At 71.6% G+C, this 16,226-nt stretch carries 12 protein-coding genes; 9 read left to right on the top strand and 3 right to left on the bottom strand.

Features of this window, described 5'->3' with window-relative positions:
• Positions 1-7: 7 nt before the first annotated feature.
• Both ACQVFL_RS13295 and ACQVFL_RS13300 read right to left on the bottom strand, forming a co-directional pair.
• Positions 8-1,051: a phosphatidylinositol-specific phospholipase C gene (locus tag ACQVFL_RS13295; protein WP_431729487.1), complete on the bottom strand. Its 1,044-nt coding sequence runs from the start codon at positions 1,049-1,051 to the stop codon at positions 8-10.
• 110 nt (positions 1,052-1,161) lie between these two features.
• A complete protein-coding gene (locus tag ACQVFL_RS13300) occupies positions 1,162-2,601 on the bottom strand; it encodes a thrombospondin type 3 repeat-containing protein (RefSeq protein WP_431729488.1) in 1,440 nt (479 codons plus the stop codon).
• A gap of 132 nt (positions 2,602-2,733) precedes the next feature.
• Here ACQVFL_RS13300 and ACQVFL_RS13305 point away from each other — a divergent pair, with 132 nt between their 5' ends.
• From ACQVFL_RS13305 to ACQVFL_RS13345, 9 genes are all read left to right on the top strand, one after another.
• Positions 2,734-4,179, top strand: a complete 1,446-nt coding sequence (locus tag ACQVFL_RS13305) for a helix-turn-helix transcriptional regulator (RefSeq protein WP_431729489.1) — start codon at positions 2,734-2,736, stop codon at positions 4,177-4,179.
• Positions 4,180-4,390: 211 nt separating this feature from the next.
• Complete coding sequence (locus ACQVFL_RS13310) at positions 4,391-6,868, top strand: M14 family zinc carboxypeptidase (RefSeq protein WP_396693785.1); 2,478 nt, start codon at positions 4,391-4,393, stop codon at positions 6,866-6,868.
• 235 nt (positions 6,869-7,103) lie between these two features.
• Positions 7,104-7,637, top strand: a complete 534-nt coding sequence (locus tag ACQVFL_RS13315; protein WP_431729490.1) for a DUF1772 domain-containing protein — start codon at positions 7,104-7,106, stop codon at positions 7,635-7,637.
• Positions 7,638-7,754: 117 nt separating this feature from the next.
• Entirely contained in the window at positions 7,755-8,546 is a 792-nt protein-coding gene (locus ACQVFL_RS13320; RefSeq protein WP_431729491.1) for a hypothetical protein, read from the top strand.
• A 323-nt stretch (positions 8,547-8,869) separates the two neighbouring features.
• Complete coding sequence (locus ACQVFL_RS13325) at positions 8,870-10,066, top strand: helix-turn-helix domain-containing protein (protein WP_431729492.1); 1,197 nt, start codon at positions 8,870-8,872, stop codon at positions 10,064-10,066.
• A 663-nt stretch (positions 10,067-10,729) separates the two neighbouring features.
• Positions 10,730-11,926 (top strand): helix-turn-helix domain-containing protein, encoded by a 1,197-nt coding sequence (locus tag ACQVFL_RS13330; protein WP_431729493.1) that lies wholly within the window; start codon positions 10,730-10,732, stop codon positions 11,924-11,926.
• Between the two features lie 565 nt (positions 11,927-12,491).
• Positions 12,492-12,779, top strand: coding sequence for a hypothetical protein (locus tag ACQVFL_RS13335; protein WP_431729494.1), 288 nt, complete (start codon positions 12,492-12,494; stop codon positions 12,777-12,779).
• 122 nt (positions 12,780-12,901) lie between these two features.
• Positions 12,902-14,497, top strand: a complete 1,596-nt coding sequence (locus tag ACQVFL_RS13340; protein WP_431729495.1) for a diguanylate cyclase — start codon at positions 12,902-12,904, stop codon at positions 14,495-14,497.
• A 288-nt stretch (positions 14,498-14,785) separates the two neighbouring features.
• Entirely contained in the window at positions 14,786-15,316 is a 531-nt protein-coding gene (locus ACQVFL_RS13345) for a hypothetical protein (protein ID WP_396693774.1), read from the top strand.
• A 3-nt stretch (positions 15,317-15,319) separates the two neighbouring features.
• On the opposite strand, the gene ACQVFL_RS13350 is transcribed toward ACQVFL_RS13345, so the two are convergent.
• Complete coding sequence (locus tag ACQVFL_RS13350; protein ID WP_431729496.1) at positions 15,320-16,201, bottom strand: LysR family transcriptional regulator; 882 nt, start codon at positions 16,199-16,201, stop codon at positions 15,320-15,322.
• Positions 16,202-16,226 lie beyond the last annotated feature (25 nt).

Genomic DNA, 16,226 nt, shown 5'->3' on the forward strand with positions numbered 1-16,226 from the left:
CGTCGACTCAGCCGAACGCGTTGACCGCGATGATCCGGTCGACCAGGCCGCCGCCGGGGAAGTCGAGCATGAGCAGACCGGTACGGCGTACCGGCGGGTGCACCTGCGGGCCCTCGTTGAGGTACGTCAGCAGGAACGGGTTGACGCCCTGCACGCCGAGCGCGCCACCGGCCACCGCGGCCGGGGTGGCGAAGACGCTGGACCCGCTGGCGAAGTTGACGTACATCCGGGTCGGGTCGCCGGCACTGGTGGCGTCGAGATGCCGGCGGACCCGGTCGCGTTTGGTGGCGATCGCCCCGACGTTCGGCACGTCGTAGTCGTCCTGCACGTAGGTGGAGGAGCCGTGGCCCCAGTCGGCGAACTGCGCCAGCCCGTACTGGCCGTACCGGCCGCCACGCGGGCCGTGCAGCACCGCGAGGACGACCCGGCCGCGCACCGCACCGAGGGTGGGTACGGCGGCGCCCGTGGTCCGGTCGACCGACGGCGTCCAGAACAGGCCCGGCCGGGCGGCCCGGTAGCGGTCGAAGATGTCGGCGAAGCCGAGCTGACCGGTGGCGTCGGTGCACGAGCCGACCTCGCCGGTGCACTCGTGCTTGAGCCGCATCACCACCGTCTCGCTGGGGCGGGCGGTCAGGAAGGTGCCGAGCACCCGCAGCACGTCGTCGAAGTTGGCCTGCTGGTAGGTGGCACCGTGGTGCACCGTGAAGGTGTTGCCGCCGTTGATCCGGAGCCGGACGTCGATCGCCCGGATCCCGGCGTCGAGCTGGGCGGCGAGGGTGGCGGCGCTGTCGCCGTGGTTCTCCTGGGTCTGGGTCCAGGCTCCACCGTGGATGGAGAGGGTGTCGTGGGTGCCGGGCAGGGAGAGCGCGGCGAGACCGGCGGAGTCGGGCAGGCGGCGCATCCAGTCCGGGTTGGCGGCGGTGCGCAGCGAGCGGTAGGCGGGATCGGCGGCGAGCGCGGGGGTGGCCGGTGCCAGCAGCGTCCCGGTGAGAGCGAGCGTGCTGGCGAGGAGTCCGGCGGCGGTGCGGCGGCGGAGCGTGGCGGCGACCATGCGGTGAAGGATATCGATGCTATCCAGCTATCCTCCTAGGACACTCTACGGCGAGTGACCGCGCCCGCACTGTCCGGGCGCCGTCGAGTCGACGACGCCCGGTCAGGTGCTCAGCAGAGACCGTTGCAGCCGTCCGGGTTCCGCGGCGGCGCGCCGATCCAGGGCTGGGAGAGGCCGGGTACGTGCTCCGGCTGCGCCCCGCTGATCCGGGGCTCGGAGAAGACCGTGTTGTACGCGTTGGCGGTGTCGTCGACGTAGATGATCCCGCTCAGCTTGTTCTCCGGGATGGTGCCGTTGGCGTACGGCGGCGTCCAGTTGCGGACCGGCGTGATGTTCGCGCCGAGGAAGCGGGTGATGCCGTCGGCGCCGGTCAGCACGGAGACCACGTCGCCGGAGTAGTCGGGGTTGACGTACCCGTGGTCGCCCTCCTGGCCACCGTGGCCGCTGTCGTCGTCGCCGTGGTCGCCGCCGGAGTCGTCGTCGGAGTCGTAGTGGGTGTGGATGCCGTCGCCGCAGTTGCCGCTGTTGTCGCAGGTGGTGACGGTCTGGTTGCCGGAGCTGTGGGTCGAGCTGTTGTAGGTGACGCTCTCCACATGGACGGTGCCCGTCTTCTTCCCGTTCTGGTCGTAGAGGTGCAGGGTCGTCTCCGAGTGGGTGTCCGACTGGCCGTTCTTGGTGTGGCTCTTGGTGGTGGTCTCACTGACCAGGCGACCGTGCGAGTCGAAGACCGTGACGGTCTGTTCGGTGTAGAGGTCGCCGGGCTGGCCGCGCTCCTCGTACTGGGTGAAGATGGTGTTGCCTGCGGACCCGTCGGCGTTGACGTGTTTCCGCACCGATCCGCCCGGCACCAGTTCGACGTCGTCGCGCGACCCGTCGGCGTAGAACAGCCGGTAGTCGAAGTCGCCGAACCACGGCTTCTCGGTCTTCACGACCCCGCCGTACGCGGCCGGGCTGTGCGTCGTCTCGCCCGGCTCGAACTCGACGAACATCGACTCGAACGGCGTGATCAGCGGGCTGCCCGGCTCGCCGACGGCCTGCGACCGGGTGCCCCGGCCGATCGCCACGCCGTCGCGCTGCACCGAGAGTCTGAGCGCGTCGAACTGCTTCAGGTCGACGCCCAGCCGGGTGTAGGCCTCCTGCCGCACCGGAAGCGCGAAGACCCCCAGGGCGGGCAGGTTGGTGGTGGTCTCCCGGAGTTTGATCAGCTCCGCCGGGAACGCGATGAAGCTGCCCCGCCCGTACCCGAAGGACGGCAGTTTGTTCACCGAGGCCAGTTCCGCGGCGACCTCCAGGCTGGGCCGGCTCGCCGGGTCCCACGGGTCGGTGCCCGCCGCCACCTCGTCGGCGTCGCTGAAGCCGTCCTTGTCGCTGTCGACCACCCGCCAGGACAGGTAGCAGCCGGTCGGGTCGCAGATCCGGGCGTACGACAGGCGCGTGCGCTCGGACGGCTCGACGGCGGAGGCGGCGGTGCTGCCGGCGGCCACCGCCAGCGGTATGGCGAACAGCGGAGCGACGACCATCGCCACTCTCTTGCGGTTACGAAGGATCATGAGCGGTACCGTCGCACCCGCCGGGACGCTCTCCCGCCGCTGAGTCGGCAATCAGTCGCCGGGTCCACCGCACCCTGGGAGGATCCCCAGCTAGGGTGTGGCTGCTGCGCTGGTACGACGAAGGTGACGGACGTGGACATCGACCGGTGCGGCCATCGGCCGGAGGACGCCGACCGACTGCTGGCCGCCGCCGACCGGGCCGCCGACCCGGTGACCGCCGCCCGGCTGGTGGCGGAGGCGTTCGTCGCGGTGTCCCGGACCGCCGACCCGACCGTCCTGCCGCCGATCGTCCGGCGGCTGGCGCGGCTGCGAACCCACCCGCCCCGTCCCGAGGTCGAGTTCCTGCACCACGCCGTCGGCTGCGCGGTGGGCGCCCGGACCGGGCGGCGGATCGCGCCCCGGGAGACCGACGACGCGTTGCGCCTCTTCACCAGCGCCGGGCTGCACGACGATCCGCTCCTTCTGGAGTGCGCGATGATCGCCACGTTGAGCGCGCTGCGACCCGACCAGGTGCGCCCGAGATTCGCCGCCCTCGTCGAGCGCTGGGTGTCCGACGACGAAGCGGCCGACCCGGCCCGGCGGGCCCGGTTCACCACCATGCTCGGGATGGGCGACGCCTGGTCCGGTGACCTGCTGCGCGGCCGGGCGACGCTGCGCCGCGCCCAGGCGTACGCGGTCGAGGCGGGGCGGCTCGACCTCCAGGCCGAGATCGTGTCGTGGCTGGCCAAGTGCGAGGCGCTCTGCGGTGACCTGGCGCAGGCGCGGCGCTGTCTGGACGAGGCGCGGGTGCTGGCGGCCCGCTCGGGGTCGGCCTGGGTCGGGTTCCACATCGCCGAGTGCGCCGCCGCGCTGCACCTGGCCTCGGGCGACGTCGAGGCGTGGGTCGGCGTGGTGGGGCGGCTGGTCGACTCGGCGGTCGGCAGCAACTCCGGGCTGGTCTTCGAGCACCGGTGGGAACTCGCCACCCACCACGCGCTGGGCGGGGACGCCGCCGCCGCGCAGGCCGTACTCGCCGCCATCGCGGACCCGCCGCTGGAGTGGCCGGGTGCGCCCGCCCTACCGGCCTGGCGGGCCTGGATCGCCGACCCGGCGGACCCGGCGGCGATGGGCTGGCTGGAACAGGCGCTCGCCGGACTCAACCGGCCGGTGGAGCGGCTCTCCCGGGCCCGGCTGGCCTGGCTGCTCGGCGCCCAGCACGCGCGCCTCGGCCGGCGGGTCGACGCGATCCGGCTGCTCGAACTGGCCAGCAGCGAGTACGCGGCGACCGGTGCGGCGGGCCTGCTCGCCCGCGTCGCCGTGGACCTGGACGCGGTCACCGCCGGGCCGGTGGGTCCGCCGTGGCCGCCGGCGTCGGGGCCGTCGACCGGGCGCGGTCGACCGGCCGGTGCCGAGGCGGAGGTCCGGCTGACCGCGATGGAGACCAGGGTGGCCGGTGCTGTCGCCGACGGACTGAGCAACCAGGAGGCGGCCCGGCTGCTGGCGGTGTCGGCCAAGACCGTCGAGTTCCACCTCGGCAACATCTATCGCAAGCTCGGCGTCCGCAACCGCACCGAACTCGCCCGGCACCTGTCGCGCTGAGCCGGGGCCGGGCCGCCGATCGCCGAAAGGAGGGGTCCCCGGCTAACGCCTCGTGCATAGCAGGGGACCCCTCCTCACGCACCGTCCGGTGTGCGGAATCCTCAAGGTTTCCTCAACCGCGCAGCTCAAGATCTATCGACCTCCGTCGCCGCGGCTAGTTTGACGGCAACCGATGGACGTGCGTGACACGCCACAAGCAGGAGGAGGGGAGATGCGACGCACACGACTGCGCCTCGCGCTCTTCGCGCTGCCCGCCCTGGTGGGCGGAGTTCTCATGGCGGCGGCATCACCCGTGCCGGTGGGCGCGGTGCCCGCCGGCACGGATGGTCCGACCGACATCCGTCTCGACGAACCCGACCACGTCGACCACGTCCGCATCCAGTTGACCGGCGCCGACATGTTGGACAAGGTGGTCGCCGCAGGGTTCGACATCGAGCACGGCCTCACCCGGGTGCCGGACGGCATCGAGGGCGAGGCGGCGGTGACCGCCCGGGAGCGCACCGCGCTGGAGGCGATGGGCGTACGGATCCTCGCCGACGACGAGGGCTTCGAGTGGAGCGACGAGGCCGACGGGGGCCTGTCGGCCGTCGCGGCCCGCACCCTGGCGGCGGCCGGAGAGGACAACGCGGTCCGGATCGCCCGCGCCGACTGGTTCACCACCAAGGGCCAGGGCTTCCTGTACGTCGAGGCGCGCACCACGCAGGGCCAGCAGACCACGCCGATCGTCGGAATGCAGGTGGAGAACGACTCGGGCCGGGGCACCGAGTTCGGCTTCGCCCGGACGATGAGCCGGTTCGTCGACTCCGGGCAGTACATGTTCCACCGGAACCTGTTCAAACTCGACACCCGTCCGGACCAGATCCGGGTGACCAGTTCGACCGGTGGCGTGGTCACCGGTCCGGTCTCGAACTGGCTGGAGGACGGTGCCCCGCCGCTGACCGCGAACCCCGGCTACCGGTCGGACTTCGTCGACGGCTACCGGCACCCGCAGCAGCTCTTCGCGCGGGCCGAGGAGATCGCCCGCGAGTACCCGCAGATCGCCGAGATCGTCTACCTGCCGCACCGCACCAACGGCTACCAGCGCAAGGCGCAGGCCACGATCGGCGGCACCGGACAGTCGGCGGTGGTGGTCAGCACGGCGGCGTGGGGGCACGAGGGCGGCAACGACGTCACCGTCGAGTTCGCGCACCAGTCGGGGGAGAACCTCCCGCTCACCGTCGAGGTGACCGGCACGGCGGTACGTGTCCTGCTGGGCACCGACGCCACCGGTGCGGCGGCGAGCACGGCCGCCGAGGTGGCGCAGGCGTTGCGTACCCGGTCGCAGGGGCTGATCGACCGGTCGCACCCGTACCGCAGCAACGCCGGAACCGGCGTCGTGGCGGCGACCACCGGCCCGGTGGCGCTGACCGACTTCCTCGACCAGAAGCGGGTCGGCGCGCCGGAGGGTGAGGTGCCGCGCGGCCCCGCCACCATCCCGGTGCTGCGGATCGGCAAGCACCGCGACGGCCGCAACCCGGGCGTGCTGATCCAGGCGCAGGACCACGCCCGCGAGTGGGTGCCGCCGACGACCACGCTGGAGACGGCCGAACGGCTGGTGCACAACTACCGCACCGACAAGGAGACGAAGAAGATCGTCGACAACACCGACGTCTTCCTGATCCTCTCCAACAACCCGGACGGCGCGAACTACAGCTTCTACAACTTCGCCTCGCAGCGCCGCAACATGACCAACCACTGCGCGGACGACAACGCCGACCCGGCCCGCCGCAACGCCTGGGGCGTGGACCTGAACCGCAACTACCGGGTCGGTTCGGGCCACGACGGGTACGCGGGCGGCTCGACCAGTTGCGTCAGCGACACGTTCCAGGGGCCGGAGAAGCTGTCCGAGCCCGAGTCGAAGAACGTCATCTGGCTGGTCGAGAAGTACTCGAACATCAAGTTCATGATGTCCGTGCACTCCAACGGCGGCCAGTTGTTCTGGCAGCCCGGCGCGTACATCGCGAACGGGCGGATCACCACGCCCCGGCCGCCGCTCGGTGACGAGGCGTTCTACTGGCAGTCGGCGGCGCGGATCCTGTCGCAGGTCAAGGCGCACCGGCAGACCGTGGTGACGCCGCAGAACGTCGGCGGTTCCTCGGACGTCCTCTACTCCTCGGCGGGCAACGTCCGCGAGGACCTCTACCACACGTACGGCATCTACTCGTTCGGCTGGGAGGTCGGCGGCTCGATCTACAACCCGGCCACCGGCAACTGGCAGGGCGGCTCGTTCCAGCCACCGTGGGTGGGTAACCCCGAGCTGGTCAGCGGGCACGCCGAGACGATGGAGTACGCCAACGGGATCATGGAGATGTTCCGGATCGCGGCGGACTGGGGCAAGGACAAGAAGAAGCCGACGTCGACGCTCGTGCCCGGCGGCGGCCGGTACGCGGGCCCGGTGGACGTCCGGTTCGAGACCAGCGAACCGGCCACCATCTACTACACGACCGACGGCAGCCGTCCCACCCTGGACTCGCCGCGCTACCAGGCGACCGAGTTCCGGGAGCCGGGTCAGGTGTTCCGCGTGACCGAGACGACCACGTTCCACTGGTTCTCGGTGGACACGGCGGGCAACGTCGAGAAGGGCTACGACCCGACGAAGAACGACAAGCGCAACAACTTCCGCAAGGCGACGGTCACCATCACCCGGTAGGCCGCGTCCGGTGACGACGCCTCGTCGGTGCGGGTCGCTCCGCGCCGACGGGGCGTCGTCGTGCGCGCGTCGACCCGGACCGTCACCGACGCGCGTCGAAAACACCGCACGGGTACGCCCACGGGTGACCCGGACCGCGCCTGCGGGCGGCAGACGGTGCGGGCCGCCGGACCCAGCATGGGAGACGACGTCAGCGCGCCCGGTCCGGGCGCCGTCGCGCCAGGAGGTGCCCGTCGTGACCCGTACCCGACTGACCTGGATCGTGCTCGTCGCGCTCGTGTGGGCGGCGATGATGTCCTTCGGCGGTGTCGCCGCCGAGACGGTCATGCTCTATCCGAACATCTTCGACGATGCCCCGGCGTCGCTGCTGCGCGCCCGCGAGTTCCTGGTGGTCAGCGGACCCAGCGACTACTTCCCGCCGCTGGGCGCCTCGGTGATCCTCGGCAGTCTCGCCGCCACGGTGCTCACCTGGCGCGACCGGCGGCTGCGCTGGTGGGTGGCGTCCGCGACGGCGGTCTTCGTGATCTGCGAGTTCCTCTTCTCGGCGGCCTTCTTCTGGCCACGCAACGAGATCATGTTCGTGGACCCGGTCGGCACGCACTCGCCGGAGTACCTGCGTCAGGTCGCCGCCGAGTTCGTCGCCGGGCACCGGGTACGCCTCGTCGGCGGCGCGGTCACGGCGGCGCTGGCCTTCACCGCGCTACTGCGTTTCGCCCGCGATACCGGCCGCGCGAGCAGTGACCACGGGGTGGTCCGGGCCGCCTCCTGACGTTCTGCGGGTGGGGATCGGCAGGTCAGCACCGTGGCGGGCTCGACGGCACGTGCTAGGAAGGAGGCGTGAATCGTGATCGTCTTTCCGCCGTGCCGCCGGTCCCGGTGACGACGCATGGCTGAGCGCAGACTCCGGACCGGCTTCGCGTTCGTGCTCGGTCTGACCCTGTTGTCCGGTTGCGCCGTCAACAAGGGCAGCGCCCTGGCCGCCGACTTCGAGGCCGACTGGGCCGGTACGCCCGACGTGGCGAGCGTCCAGGCGACCGAGGAGAACACCCTGCCCTTCTTCGGCACGTCGACCGGCACCCTGACCGTGCAGGAGGGCACCTCGGCCGACCGGGTCAGCGAGCTGGCGGGCGAACTGCGACAGTACGTCGCCGGCCGCGACGACGTCTCGGGCAAGATCACCGTCGGCGACATCACCTTCACCGTCGTCCCCGACAGCGCCCGCACCGACGAGGTGGTGTCGTTGTGGCGGTCGATGAGCACCGACTCCCGGGTGACGTCGGCCCACATCTCGCGCCCGTCCCGGGCCGACGTCGACCGATGGCGCATCGTCGGCACCGCGCCCAACGTCGTCGGCGCGATGGACCTCTTCGACGACCTGACCACCGGCGGCGGCCGACACGGCACGCTGACCGGCGTCACGACGGTGCTGATCTCCACCGACCGTGGCGTCGACCCGGCCGTCTCCGTGGAGACCGGCGCGGACGGGGCGGTCCCGGTGGAGGCGATCGCCGCGTTCCGGGCGGTCGTCGGCAGGTATCCGATGGTCCGGGCAACCCTGCGGGTCGACCGGGTCAGCATCGTCCTGACGCGGCCCGAAGACCAGGCCGCCGCCGAGGAGGTGGCCCGGGCCCTGGCACCGAACCTCGGCACCGTCGAGGTGACCAGCCCGAACCGCTGAACCACGGCGGCCGGACCGCCGGCCTCAAGGTCGTACTCGATCAGGGATCGAGTGGTTGCGGAAGCGCGGGCATGCCACTCGATCCCGGATCGAGCGTGACCTTGGTCAGTGCTGACAGCAACCGGTCGAGGTGAGGCCGCAGCGAGCGCGGCCCATGGGGTTCGTGGTGTGGCGAAGGTCGAGGCCGCTCGCCTGGCGGTTGCGGCACTAACGTCGTGGTAAAGGCCGCGTCGGCGGGGTGGGCGGGGGTACCGTCGACTGTGGTGGTCTGCCGGGGTAGTGGCTGGTGGTCCGCTGCCCAGACCGCTACCTGGGAGACGACGATGAGCGATTCCGCGACCTTCGGTGCGCGCCTTCGGATGTATCGCGAGCGTGCGGGGAAGACTCGGCCCGTTCTCGGCGGGTTGGTGGGGCGTAGCGCGGAGTGGGCCAAGGCGTTGGAGAATGGTCGGCTGCTGCCGCCACGCCTGCCCATGCTGCTGCGGCTGGCCGAGGTGCTCGACATTTCCGATCTTGCGGATCTGACCGGTGACCAGTCGTTGCCGGTGGCGTCGGTGACCAGGGCGGGGCATTCCGAGGTCGGCAAGGTGGCGGCGGTGATGCAGCGGGCGTCGGTGCCGGTGGGCGCGGTGACGCCGGTTGTCGTGATGCGTGATCTCGTGGATCAGGCGTGGGCCTTGTGGCATCGGTCGACGACCGAGCGTTCGGCGGTGGCGGCGGTGCTTCCGGGGTTGCTGACGGATGCGCGGCGGAGTGCCCGAATGCTCGGTGGTGGGGACCGTCGGCTGGCGTTGGTGGAGTTGGCGCGGGTGTATCACCTGGTGCAGTTGTACCTGGCGCACCAACCGTTGCCGGAGTTGGTGTGGCTTGCCGCCGACCGGGCGATGTCGGCCGCTCAGGAGGCCGACGATCCGGCGGCGATGGCGGTGGCGGCCTGGTACTACGCGCACGTCTATCGGGGCGCTAACCAGGTGGATGTCGCCGAGCAGGTGCTGGTCGAGGCGGCGGGTCTGGTCGATCCGGCGGCGGGTGGTGAGCAGTTGGCGCGGTGGGGGCAGGTGCAACTCGGCATCGCGCTGGGACACAGCAAGGCTGGCCGAGCCGGTCGAGCGTGGCGGGCGTGGGATGCCGCCGACTCGGCCGCGAGACGGCTCGGTGGTGGGTACGTCCACCCGTGGCTGATGTTCGGATCGGCGGCGTGTGCGGCGTACGCGGTCACCATCGAGACGGACCTGTGTCGCACGGGGGAGGCGGTGCGGCGGGCCGACGCCACCGACTACCGGGCGTTGCCTTCGCAGACCCGCCGGGCTGCCGCGCTGATCGATGCCGCTCGGGCGCACATGTTGGACCGTGGGGAGGTCGCGGCGGTCCACCTGCTCGGACGGGCGCTGCGGGAGAGCGTCGACACGGTGCGCCACAACCCGTACGCCCGCACTGTCGCCCTGGAACTGTCGAACCGGCCGGGCACGGTCGGTGAGGACGCCCGAGAGTTGGCCCTCGCCATCGGCATGATCGGGTAACCGTCCCTCAGGTACAAACTCTCCCTCCCTCAGCCGGTGACCCCTCGTAGCGTTTCCGTCACTGGCGGCGGCGAGCCTGTGTGCCTGCCTGAGACCCGATAGGGCCGGACGGAGTCTCGTCCGCCCCCTGTTGCGCGATCGAGGGGGCGAGTCTGTGGCGACCTGGTCTGAACTGCGCGCGTTGATCCGGTGGCTGTTTCGGCGACCTCAGCCGCCGCCACCGCCCGGAACCGGACAGCGCTATCAGGACGTGGAGCAGGCGGCGGCGCAGCAGCGTCTCCTCGACCAGGCGAGGCAACTGCGGCGCTGCCAGGGCGATGACGAATCAGCCAGCACACGCCGACCGGAGGGCATCCGGTGACCCGACGCGTGGACACACTGTCCGGCCAGCCAACCGTGGGCACCCGGCGCCTAACCTTGTCCAGGCCGCCGAGGACATGCCCTGGGCACCATCCGGCACCCTGCACCGCCGCTTCGTCGGCTGGACCCGAAAGCCGCCGGAAGCACGGCAGCGGACTACAGGTCGCGGACGCTGACGGACCCCGCCGGACGGACGCCCAGAACTTGCACGCGAGGGGTCCTCCACGCGCGACGTGTCGGGGTACCGTCCGACGAGGTGGTGACCGTTGAGGTCGCGTGGCCTCTTGAGCTTGGAGCGGCGCTATGGCTTCGTCCGTCGACCCGCGCTTCGGTGTAGCCCTGCGTGAGTTTCGGGAGCGGCACGGTCTGTCGCTTCGTTCCCTCGGGCAACTCGCCCATCGGAGTAAGAGCCATCTGCACGAGTTGGAGGCGGGGCTCAAGGCTCCGACCGTCGACACGGCTCGTCACCTGGACCGCGTTCTCGACGCGGGGGGTGTGCTTGCTCGGTTGGTGGGTGCACCGATCGACCACGCGGCTGAGGCTGGCGAGTTGCGGGCGAGAATCGCCGCCAGTGATGTCAGCGGAGACGTGATCGATCGGATCGAGCAGGGCGTCGATGATCTTGCCAGTCTCTATCCGACGATGGCTCCGGCGGATCTTCTGCCGTTGGTGCGGCGGCATCTCGCCTACGTGGGGCGGTTGTTGGACGGGCGGGTCACGCTTGCTCAACAGCGGCGGCTGCTGGTTGCCGGTGGCTGGTTGGCGGTGCTGCGGGCGACCGTGCACATCGACCTGCGGCAGAGGGCCGCTGCGGCTGCCCACTTGCGAGCCGCCCGTGATCTCGCCGAACACGCGGAGCATGGCGAGATCCAGGCATGGTGTCTCGAAACCCGCGCCTGGGACGTGCTGACTCAAGGTGACTACCGGACGGCGCTTGATCTTTCCCGTCAGGCACAGCGGATCGCTCCGAAGGGGAGTTCTGCCCGCATCCAGGCGACTGCTCAGGAGGCTCGTGCGTGGGCTCGGATCGGGGATGTCGGTGCGACCCGACGAGTGTTGGACCGGGTGGAGCGGCTGACGGCGAACCTGCCTGTTCCTGAGCGAGCCGAGCACCACTATCGCTACGACCCGGCCAAGGCCGCCGCGTATACGGCCACGACTTTGGCGTGGGCGGGTGACCCCGGTGCCGAGCAGGTAGCGCGGGCGGTGCTGGCCGACCTGGATCCGTCCGGTGATGGGGGAGCGCGACCGCGCCGGTCCGCGTCGGCCCGTCTCGACCTTGGTCTTGCCCTGGTCGCTGCCGGTCAGCCGGACGAGGCGGTGGCTCTGGGGGCACAGGCGGTGGCGTCCGGGCGGGTGGTGCCGTCGAACTGGTGGCGGGCTGCGGAGTTGCTGGCGAAGGTGGAGCAGTCGGGAGCGCCAGAGGCGGCGACGTTGCGGGAGGCGTGCATCGAGTACGCACCTGGGCGGCGACCACCAGCGGACAGCACACCTGGTTAGCGGACGCTCACCCTCTGGCTCGGTGGGCGTGTCCGGCGTGACGCTGGACCTCACTGAAGCCGGGCGCGGACGAGGCACATCAGCAGGTGCCCCGCCATGTCCTGAGAACGGAGGACCGGCCACGTGACGGTGAACATTGGACTCCTTAAGCGAGCTGTCAGCAGGTTCTTCCCGTCATCGCCGTCGGCGGCTACCGGCATCGGAGAACGCATCCAGGCGATGGAGCAGGAGGCCGCCCGACGACGGTTGTTGGATCTCGCGCGAGGCGTACCACCGCACCCAGCGTCGGGCGGGGATGCCTTGTCCAAGCGGCGCATCTCGTACGACGAGTATCTGTCGGCCACGGCTCTGACCCTCGCCCGCCGGCATCGGCCGGTCTGGTGTTGGCGGCGATGGCGGCGGGTTTGCCGGTGCGGAGCCGACTTGCCCTGCCAGGCCCAGCACCGAATCCCGATCGAGCGTGGCCACTGGCCCGGGGTCGGTGAGCGGTGACCAGCGGAGCGGAGCTGGCGATCCTGGCGGATCACCTTCGAGGACGCGACGGCTGGTTTCTGGGCGGTGTGCGGTGACCGCCCATGGTCCGGTCATGCCGATCTGGAGTTGCGGGGGCTGCGACCTGCCGTGGCCGTGTCCGACGCGGCGGCGCGAGCTGCGTGCGGAGTACGCGGACGCGCCGGTGTCGCTGGCCCTCTACCTCGGGGCCTACCTTGTCCAGGCCGCCGAGGACATGCCCTGGGCACCATCCGGCACCCTGCACCGCCGCTTCGTCGGCTGGACCCGACAGCCGCCGGACACGCAGCAACGAAGCACAGCAACCGTGCCAACCGAAACCGAACACCACCAGACCGGATGACCTCGAACGACACCCGATCCGACCGGCCTGCTGTGATCACACACCGACCGGCGGCGAAACGTCACGGCGGATTCATGTCGTAGCATCGTCCTGTTTCTTTCCTGGGCGGTGCGGAGGACCGCATGGACGATGTGACCCTCCGGGCGCTGCGACTCGTCGAGGAGGCCCAGACCGGCGCCGCCGCCCAGACGCTGGCGACCGCCGAGACGTCGCTGCGCGAGGCCACCGGCGAGATCGCCGACGGACCGGCGGCACTGCACTTCGCCCGGATCGTGGCGCTGACCCGGCTCGGTGAGCTGCGGGCCGCCGTCGCCGCCGCCGATCTGATGCTGGCTGCTGCGGACCGCGAGGGCAGCGCCGGATGGCGGTCGTGCGCGCTGTCGCTGCGCGCCACCCGGCGGCTGCGCGTCGGTGACAAGGACATCTCCGAGTACGACGTGGAGACGGTCCTGCGGGACCTGGTCAGTGCCGAGACCGCCCTGCTCGTCGACGAACCCGACCCGGTGATCATGGGCAACGCGCATACCGGCATCGCTATCGGCTACGCGCAACTGCGGCTCTACGAGTTGGCCGCACCGCAGTTCGAGGCGGCGTACGAGACGACGCGACACCCGGACTACCCGGACAACGGGAACCGGGCCATGTGGCTGTGCAACCTCGCCGAACTCAACCTGCTGTGGGCGCTGGAGTTGTACCAGGTGGGCCAGGTCGCGGTGGCGGAGGGGCACACCACCACCGCCGAGGCGCACGCCACCCGCGCGGCGGCCGAGGCGTCCGGCCCCCAGGCGCGGGTGTGGCGGCTGCTGGCGCTGCTCTATGCCGCCTGCGCTCGCGCCGATCGCCAGGACCCGGCCGGTGCGGCGACCGACATTCCCCGGTACGCGGCCCTGCTGGAGGAATCCGGCCTACGCCAACAGCAGGAACTGTTGCTGTGTCGGCCGTTCCACGCCGTCGCGTTGCGCCGCTCGGGGCGACCGGGTGAGGCGCTACGGGTCATCCAGCGGGCGGTGTCCGCCCTGCCGGTCGAGACCGACTGGCTGATCTCGGCGGCCCTGCACCGGACGCACGCGGTGCTGCTGACCATCAACGGCTCGTCGGACGCCGTACCGGGGCTCACCTACGGTGACGCGCTGGCCGAACTGCTCTGGCGGCAACGGCACCGCTGGCTGCACACCGCGATGACCATGCAGTCGTACGACGTGTTGCGGTGGCAGCACGAGCAGGCCGAACGGGCGGCGCAGACCGACCCGCTCACCGGCGTGGCCAACCGCCGGGGACTCGACGTCTTCCTGCGGACCCTGGCCGCCTCCGGCAGCCCCGCCGACCGGCTGGTGGCGGTGCTGGCGGTCGACATCGACCGGTTCAAGCACATCAACGACTCGCTCGGCCACGCGGCCGGCGACGAGGTGCTGCGGGCCGTCGCGCAGGTGCTCACCGCCAGCGTCCGCAAGGGCGACTTCGTGGCCCGGCTCGGCGGCGACGAGTTCGTCGCGATCCTGCCCGACGCCGACACCGCCGACGGCACGAAGGTCGCCCAGCGGGCCGTGGACGCGGTGGCCGGGATGGCGGTGTGGCGTGCCCGGGTCAGCGTCGGCGTGGCCAGCGGACCCGCGTACGCGGTCGGCGACGCCCTCGCCCAGGCCGACCGCGCCATGTACGCGGCCAAACGCGCGGGCGGCAACCAGGCCACCTACCGCCCGGCGGCCGTCGAGCAGTGATCCGCGTGTACTGGGTGGACGGCGACGACTACTGTGTGTCGAACGGTCGGCGACAGAGGAGGACCACGTGAAGCCCTGGCACCTCACCGCTGTGGTGATCACCGTGGCGCTGCTCGGATTCGTCGTCTGGTGTGTCATCGCCTTCCTCCAGGGTCGACGCGGCGGTCCGTCGGATCGGTGACGCCGGGCCGCTCGCCGTCCGGGCACCGGGCCGCCGATGTGCTGACAGTCCGTCCGGGCACCGGGCCGCCGGTGCGGCGCGTCGGGCGCGACCGCTACCCTGCGGCGGTGGCTGTCGACGCGGAACGGGTGGCGGCGTCGTTGGCGGTCCGGCTCGACGCGGTCACCTTCACCGACCTGACCGTCGACCAGGTCACCGCCCGGCTGATCGACGAGGTCGTGCGCTGGGCGGGGGAGCGGGGCTGGCGGGTCTATCGGCGCGCGCCCAGCGTGGTGCCGTTGCCGCCGCCGATGTCGGACCGGCAGTCGGTCCTGGACGTGGCGTGTGCCCGCCCGGACGGGCCACCGGTCGTCGTCGAGGTCGACCACGGCACCCGGCGGCGTACCTGGGACAAGCTGCGCGCCGAGGCCGACGCCGGGCGCGTACCGCTGTGGGTGCGGTGGGGTGCCGGCCGGTTCACCGCGCCGCCGCCGCCGATCCTGATGGTGACCTGCGAGGTGTCCGGGCGGACGGACCCGACCGGCGGGCGTCTGCACAGCCGGCTGCCGCGCACCGACATGCGTCCGCCGGCGCACTCCGCCACGCGGGTCGACGAGGCGTCCCCCGTCGAGCTGCCGCTCCCGCCGCCCGGCTCCTGAGGGCTACCCGGCCTGCTCCGGCGTGGGTCGGCCGCTGCGGTACGCCTCGCAGGCCAGGGTGACCAGCTCGGTGAGGTGGGCCGGCGGGTCGTCCTTCCACCAGGCCAACCAGACCGGGATCGGCGGGGTGTCGCGGACGGCCCGGTACGCCACCCCGGGGCGCGGATTCTGGTTGGCGGTGGCCTCCGAGGTGATGCCGACCGCCTGACCGGCCGCGATCAGGGTGAGCCACTCGTCGACGCTGTGCGTGGTGCGGATCGTGTCGGGTGCCGCACCCGGCGGGAACAACGCGGGGGTGGTGGTGCCGGTGCGACTGTCGATGGCGAACGGGTACCGGACCAGGTCGGCGACGCGTACCGACCGTCGCCGGGCCAGCGGGTTGTCGGTGGCCACGGCGGCGTAGCGGGACTCCGTCCCGAGCAGCGCGCTGTCGAAACGGGGGTCGGTGAGCTGCCGCCGGACCACGGCGACGTCGGCGCTGCCCTCGCTGAGCCCGGCGGTCGGCGTGTTGCAGTGCACGAACATCAACGGCACCTGCGGGTGGGCGGCGGCCCAGGCGCGTTGCAGCCGTCGGGTGTGCTTGCCCAACGCCGCCCAGGCGTAGCCGAAGCGCAGCTCGGCGCGGGACTCCTCGACGATCCGGTGCAGGTGGGCGACGTCGTCGAGGACCCGGCGCGCGGCGGCGAGGACCCGGGTACCGGTGCCGGTGAGCGAGACGTGTCGGGTGGTCCGCTGGAGCAGCCGGGTGCCGAGCGTGGCCTCCAACGCGCCGATCGACCGGGAGACCGCCGCCTGGGAGACCCCCAGGACCCTCGCCGCGTCGGTGAACGTGCCGGCGTCGACCACCGCGACCAGCGTACGGAGTTGCCGGAGCTGCACATCCATACGCTCAGCGTATAGGTGGACCGGC

It is taken from the genome of Verrucosispora sp. TAA-831, from assembly GCF_050780145.1.
Classification (GTDB): Bacteria; Actinomycetota; Actinomycetes; order Mycobacteriales; family Micromonosporaceae; genus Micromonospora.

Bases quoted from the DNA above. Each gene is read 5' to 3' on its own strand.
- ACQVFL_RS13295 (WP_431729487.1), bottom strand. From the start codon at position 1,051: ATGGTCGCCGCCACGCTCCGCCGCCGCACCGCCGCCGGACTCCTCGCC.
- ACQVFL_RS13300 (WP_431729488.1), bottom strand. From the start codon at position 2,601: ATGATCCTTCGTAACCGCAAGAGAGTGGCGATGGTCGTCGCTCCGCTG.
- ACQVFL_RS13310 (WP_396693785.1), top strand. From the start codon at position 4,391: ATGCGACGCACACGACTGCGCCTCGCGCTCTTCGCGCTGCCCGCCCTG.
- ACQVFL_RS13320 (WP_431729491.1), top strand. From the start codon at position 7,755: ATGGCTGAGCGCAGACTCCGGACCGGCTTCGCGTTCGTGCTCGGTCTG.
- ACQVFL_RS13325 (WP_431729492.1), top strand. From the start codon at position 8,870: ATGAGCGATTCCGCGACCTTCGGTGCGCGCCTTCGGATGTATCGCGAG.
- ACQVFL_RS13330 (WP_431729493.1), top strand. From the start codon at position 10,730: ATGGCTTCGTCCGTCGACCCGCGCTTCGGTGTAGCCCTGCGTGAGTTT.
- ACQVFL_RS13340 (WP_431729495.1), top strand. From the start codon at position 12,902: ATGGACGATGTGACCCTCCGGGCGCTGCGACTCGTCGAGGAGGCCCAG.
- ACQVFL_RS13350 (WP_431729496.1), bottom strand. From the start codon at position 16,201: ATGGATGTGCAGCTCCGGCAACTCCGTACGCTGGTCGCGGTGGTCGAC.